Below are 4,904 nucleotides of genomic sequence, written 5' to 3'. Positions count from 1 at the left end.
AGCGGTGGCCGATGGCCGCGGGGATGGCGGTGTCGGCGGTGGGCTACCTGCTGATCGCGGCGTGGCCCGCGGACCTGGCGGACGCCTCCTACGGGCCGCTGCCGCGGATGGACGTCGATCTTGTCGTGACCGGGATCGGGCTCGGCCTGGTGATCGCGCCGGTGTCGTCGGCGGCGCTGGCGGCCGTCCCGGCCGCGCGGCACGGCGTCGCGTCGGCGGCCGTGGTGGTGGCGCGGATGATGGGGATGCTGCTCGGGATCTCCGCCCTGTCGGCGTGGGGGTTCCACCGCTTCCACGCGCTGACCGCCGACCTGAAGCCGCCGCTGCCGTTCCTGATGTCCAAGGACGAGTTCGCCCGGCAGCTCAAGGTCTACAACGCCGCCGTCGACGACGCGCTGCGCACCGAGTACCAGGAGATCTTCTGGATCACGGCCGGGCTGTGCGTGCTGGGCGCCGTGCTCGCGCTTGCCGCCGGGGGTGCGGAGCGCGGCACGCCCCGGGGCCGCCCCGGGGATCGGGCTCCTGACCGAATTCGGCCATCAAACGGGCATACCGGCCCGGATCTCGGAAAGGAATCGCCCACAGGTCAGGTGCCGAGCGACCGGCTCGGGAATATCCTGGGAAAAGACGGCTAAAGAAGGCTGAGGCCTCTTGCCGGGAGGGCACTCCCCGGGGAGGTGACGCAGATGCGCAGGACCGGCATCGGCGGTGGAGGCACGCCGCTCGCCAGGGTCCGCCGGCGGCTCGGCCTGGAGCGCAACGAGCTGCGCCGCCGGGTCGACCGCGTGCAGCGGGCCATCGCCCTCGGACTGCTCGTGCTGCTGCTCGCCGCGGCCCCGCCGCTCGCGGCGTGGACCGTGTCCTGGTCCTACGAGGCGGGCACCCGAGCGGAGAACGCCGAGCGGGCGGACCGCCGCCAGGTCGTCGCCACGGTCACCTCGACGGGCGGTATCGGCTCGTCCGGCGACCGCTACATCCACGAGACCGTCCAGGCGACCTGGCCCGGCGTGGACGGCAAGCCCCGCGTCGGGACGCTGCCGAGCTGGAAGAACGCCAAGGCCGGCGCGCAGCGGACGATCTGGATCGACCGCGAGGGCGACCCGACCGTCCGCCCCCGCCCGCACAGCCGCACGGTGACCGACGCCGCCTACGCGGGCGCCGCCACCGTCCTCGCCTGCGCGGTTCCGGTGCTGCTCGCCTACGTCCTCGTCCGGCGCCGCTGCGACCGGCACCGCGACGCGCTGTGGGAGGCCGACTGGGAGCGGATGGACGCCGACGCCGGGCACAACCCCCGCTCCTAGAAGCCCTCTGCTAGGCAGGGGGCCTTAGGCGGAGAGCAGGGCGCGGGCCGTCTGGATCAGGGCCGCGTTGTCGGTGGCGGGCGCCCCGTCGGGAAGGACGAGCGTGTCCTCCAGGCCGATGCGGACGTCCAGGTTCAGCCGGACGGCGAGCCGCAGGACGGGCCACGCGCCGCCTTCCTCCCCGTGCAGCAGCACCGGGCGGCCGTGGTTGGTGCCGAGCTCGTGCAGGAGCGCCTTCGCCGTGCCGGTCGCGGTCTCCGGGTCGGGGTCGGTGACCTCGGCGAGGATCCGGAGCACGTGGTGGGCATGCGGCCAGCGCAGGAACCGGTCGGCGCCGTCGGTGCCGGAGAAGATCCCGGCCTCGATGGCGACGCCGCGCTCGAAGAGCGCCTCGGCGACCAGCTCGGCGCCGTCCTCGTGGAAGTTCACCGAGGCGTGGTCGGGCGCCACCGGCCAGGAACGGATCTTCGCGGCGCGCTCCAGCGGGTCGGGCTCGGTCCATTCACCGGTGGTGACGCCGACCTGGATCGACGGGGCGGCCTCGCGGACGGCGGAGACCGCCGCCGCGACATGCGCCGGGTCGACGGTCTCGGCGCCGGAGCCGTCCCTCGGGTGGACGTGCGCGTCCTGCGCGCCGACGTCGACGGCGGCGCGGACCGCGGCGGCGATCTCCTCCGGCGAGACCGGGACGCCTTCGGTCCGTCTTCCGTTCGGGCAGACCTGCAGCATGGTTCCGATCATCTCAGGTGGGGGTCAGGGCGTGATGACGCAGGGTCCTCCGCCGCAGACGTCCACGACCCTGCCGGTCGTGAGGAAGATCGCCTTCTGGCGGCGCGCGCCGGCGTCGCCGCGCGGGTCCGAATGCGGGTCGCGGCCCGCGGTCGGGGGCGTGTTGGTCAGCGGCGGGACGGGGGACCCGCTGTCCCAGACGACCATGGCGGACCCGGCGTAGGACGAGCCGAACGTCGGGATCCCCCAGTAGGGCACCTTGTCGGGGCTGCGGCCCGCCGCGACGACCGGGGCGTGGACGCGGGCGCCGATCGTCCTGGCCTGGACCTCGGCGGCCACGGGCGCGACCTGGTGATCGCCGAACGCGACGTGCATCAGGACGCGGTGCCCCGGCGTGCGCGGCAGCGGGTCGTCCGTCATGTGCCAGGCGTACCCGTTGTTCTCGGCGCGGTCCCACAGCATCTGGATCAGCGCGAGGGCGATCTGCTGGTCGAGCTTGTCGGGGTAGGAGAGGTCGAGCACGTGCGCGAACTGGGTGAAGGCGGAGCTGCGGTTGAGGAGCGTGGTGTAGTTCATCCCGGGGACGCCGAGGACCGCGCGGCGGATGTCGGGGGACACGGCGGTGAGCGCGCCGCCCATGATGCCGCCCTGGCTGTTCCCGTCGTAGGCCAGCCCGGCCCGGTGATCGATCAAAGACCGGCCGTCGCCGTCCTGGAACGCCTCATGGCTCGGGAAGCCGCGGGTCATGGCGCGGCCGAGGAAGGTGAAGCCGAGGAGGCTCTGCTGGAGGCGGTCGGCGACCGTCCGGAAGCGGGTGAGGTCGGTGAGCGCCGCGCCGACGTTCGGGAGGTCCTCGTCGGCCATGCCGATCCACTTGGTCGCGCAGAACATGAAGCCGTGCTCGGCGGCCATCGCCTTGACGTTGCCCGCGCCGACCTCGCGCTCGCTGCCGAGCAGGCCGTGCCCGTAGAGGGCGGGGCGCGCCGGTCTCTCGAACGCCGACCTCGGGATCTCGCACTGGAACGGGACGGGCTGGGTGTTGCCCGGCAGCCGGGCGGGCATGCCGTCCCGGCCGCGGTGCAGGGACGATCCGGGCGGCCCCCCGGGCAGGTTCAGGTAGCTCGGCGCGTGGACGATCCCCTTCACCTCGCGGGCGATCCCGTCGCCGACGTCGTCGGTCACCTGCGTCACCGTGAACGACGGCGAGCGGCGGCCGAGGTCGCGGAGCGCCTCGTCGCGCATGTGGAGCACCTGCCCGGTCAGGCCCTGGCGGCTCGCGACGGTGAAGTCCCAGGCCAGGTACAGGCCGTCGCGGCTCACGCCGTGCCGTTCGAGCGCCGCGAGGACCCGCCGCCCCTGCCGCTGCCGCGCGGCGAGCGGGTCGTCGGACGGCAGCCGCGGCCCGAGGATCTTCGCGAACGCGGCGTTCGGCCCGATCGGGTTCCCGGACGCGTCGCGCAGGTTCCGGAGCGCGACCGCGTACCGGTGCCCCTCCCGGAAGTTCTTCGCCGGACGGACGATCAGCGCCTTGCGGTCATCGGGCGCGTTCGCGTCCAGCTCCGCCCAGTACGGCCAGCGCTCCCCGGTCGCGGTGTCCACGATGACGATCGGGGCGTCGCGGCGCAGCGACGCGCCGATGTCGGTGATCGGCGCCGCGCCGCTGCGCGCCAGGTCGACGCCCGGGACGCGGCTGAGCAGCATCGACCCGGGGGAGAAGCCGTCCGCGCGGTTCCACTCCTCCGGCGAGATCGGCACGCCGAGCGCGTTCTGCACCGTCGCGCCCATGTGGACGCGGCGGCCCGTCGGGGTGCGGGCGTCGCGGACCGTGTACCAGTCGCTCGGGAACGGCAGCAGGCACGCGGCCGGGTCGATCGGGTCGCAGCCGTCGCCGCCGGGATCGGCCGCCGCCGCCGGGGTGGGCGGGACGGTCAGGAGGGCGAGGGCCGCGGCGACGGCCGCGAGGGACGACAGGGTGCGCTGGGGGAGTCGCAACGCCCACCTCCGGGGGATCTGCGCCGTTCTGCGCGATCTTGGTGTCGGCGGGGGCTCGCGTCAATGGCCGTCCGAAGGTGGCCGGCCCGTTTGCCGGTGGCGGTCGGGCCGTACGAGCGGAGGACGACCGGGGCCCGCAGGACGTCCTCGATCGTCTCCTCCGCGCGGCCGAGCGGCGCGTAGACGGGGCCGGCCCGCAGCAGGCGGCGGGTGAGGGCGGCCTGCCGGTCCAGGTTCGGCGGCCCGGTCTCCAGCCGCTCGACCCGCTCCCCGTCGTTCTCGTAGGCGAGGCAGACCCGCAGGTCTGGGCGTGCCCCTGCGACGTCCAGATGCGTGACCGCGAGGCCGTCGACGCCGCCCGTCACGTCCAGGGCGTAGCGGAGCGCGACGGCGTCGAGGTGGCCGACGCGGAACGCGCCCTGCCAGCGGCCCTCGGCGTTGTGCGGGTCGGGCAGGTCGGCGGTCAGCGCCGGGTCCTCGGTGACGAACGGGCCGGGGCCGTGGCGGGTCGCGTACGCGCGCAGCACCCCCAGCCGCGTCGCGGACCCGGCCGCCTCGCCCGCCTCCGCCAGCAGCGTCTCCGCGTTGGCGAACGTGGTGGTCGACCAGGTCGTGTACGGGTGGAAGCCGTGCCACTCGTCCAGCAGGACGCCCTGCGCGCCCTCGAACACCACCGTCCCGGTGCGGAGCAGGCGGTGGAGATGCTCCGCGCCGACGATCTCGACCCGGCCGGCGAACGCGGCGAAGACGTCGGCGCACGCGCCGGCGTCCGGGACGTCCTCGCCGGACGGGAACTCGTCGCGGTACCAGTCGTGCAGCTCCGCCAGGCGGCGCCGCAGGCGGGCCGGTGACAGGCAGTCGCCGACGCGGGGGGCTGCGGGG

General features: G+C 74.7%; 4 protein-coding genes and 1 pseudogene. 2 read left to right on the top strand and 3 right to left on the bottom strand.

What is annotated here, in order from left to right:
- Together E1264_RS40215 and E1264_RS40210 are read left to right on the top strand one after the other, a co-directional pair.
- Nucleotides 1-635: pseudogene (locus E1264_RS40215) on the top strand (hypothetical protein); the annotation flags it as partial.
- 51 nt (nt 636-686) lie between these two features.
- Nucleotides 687-1,301 carry a hypothetical protein gene (locus tag E1264_RS40210; RefSeq protein WP_132182437.1) on the top strand — a complete coding sequence of 205 codons (615 nt, stop codon included), beginning with the start codon at nt 687-689 and terminating at the stop codon, nt 1,299-1,301.
- Between the two features lie 24 nt (nt 1,302-1,325).
- Here the strand turns inward: E1264_RS40210 and E1264_RS40205 are convergent, their stop codons facing one another.
- From E1264_RS40205 to E1264_RS40195, 3 genes are all read right to left on the bottom strand, one after another.
- A complete protein-coding gene (locus E1264_RS40205) occupies nt 1,326-2,030 on the bottom strand; it encodes a 3-keto-5-aminohexanoate cleavage protein (protein WP_132182435.1) in 705 nt (234 codons plus the stop codon).
- 24 nt (nt 2,031-2,054) lie between these two features.
- Complete coding sequence (locus E1264_RS40200) at nt 2,055-4,022, bottom strand: hypothetical protein (protein ID WP_243711466.1); 1,968 nt, start codon at nt 4,020-4,022, stop codon at nt 2,055-2,057.
- On the bottom strand, nt 3,959-4,904 hold a 946-nt coding region (locus tag E1264_RS40195; protein WP_165964631.1), incomplete at its 5' end, for an adenylosuccinate synthetase. The genes E1264_RS40200 and E1264_RS40195, both read right to left, overlap by 64 nt.

It is taken from the genome of Actinomadura sp. KC216 (assembly GCF_004348535.1).
Taxonomy (GTDB): Bacteria; Actinomycetota; Actinomycetes; order Streptosporangiales; family Streptosporangiaceae; genus Spirillospora.
This window is presented reverse-complemented; position numbering and strand designations above follow the sequence as displayed.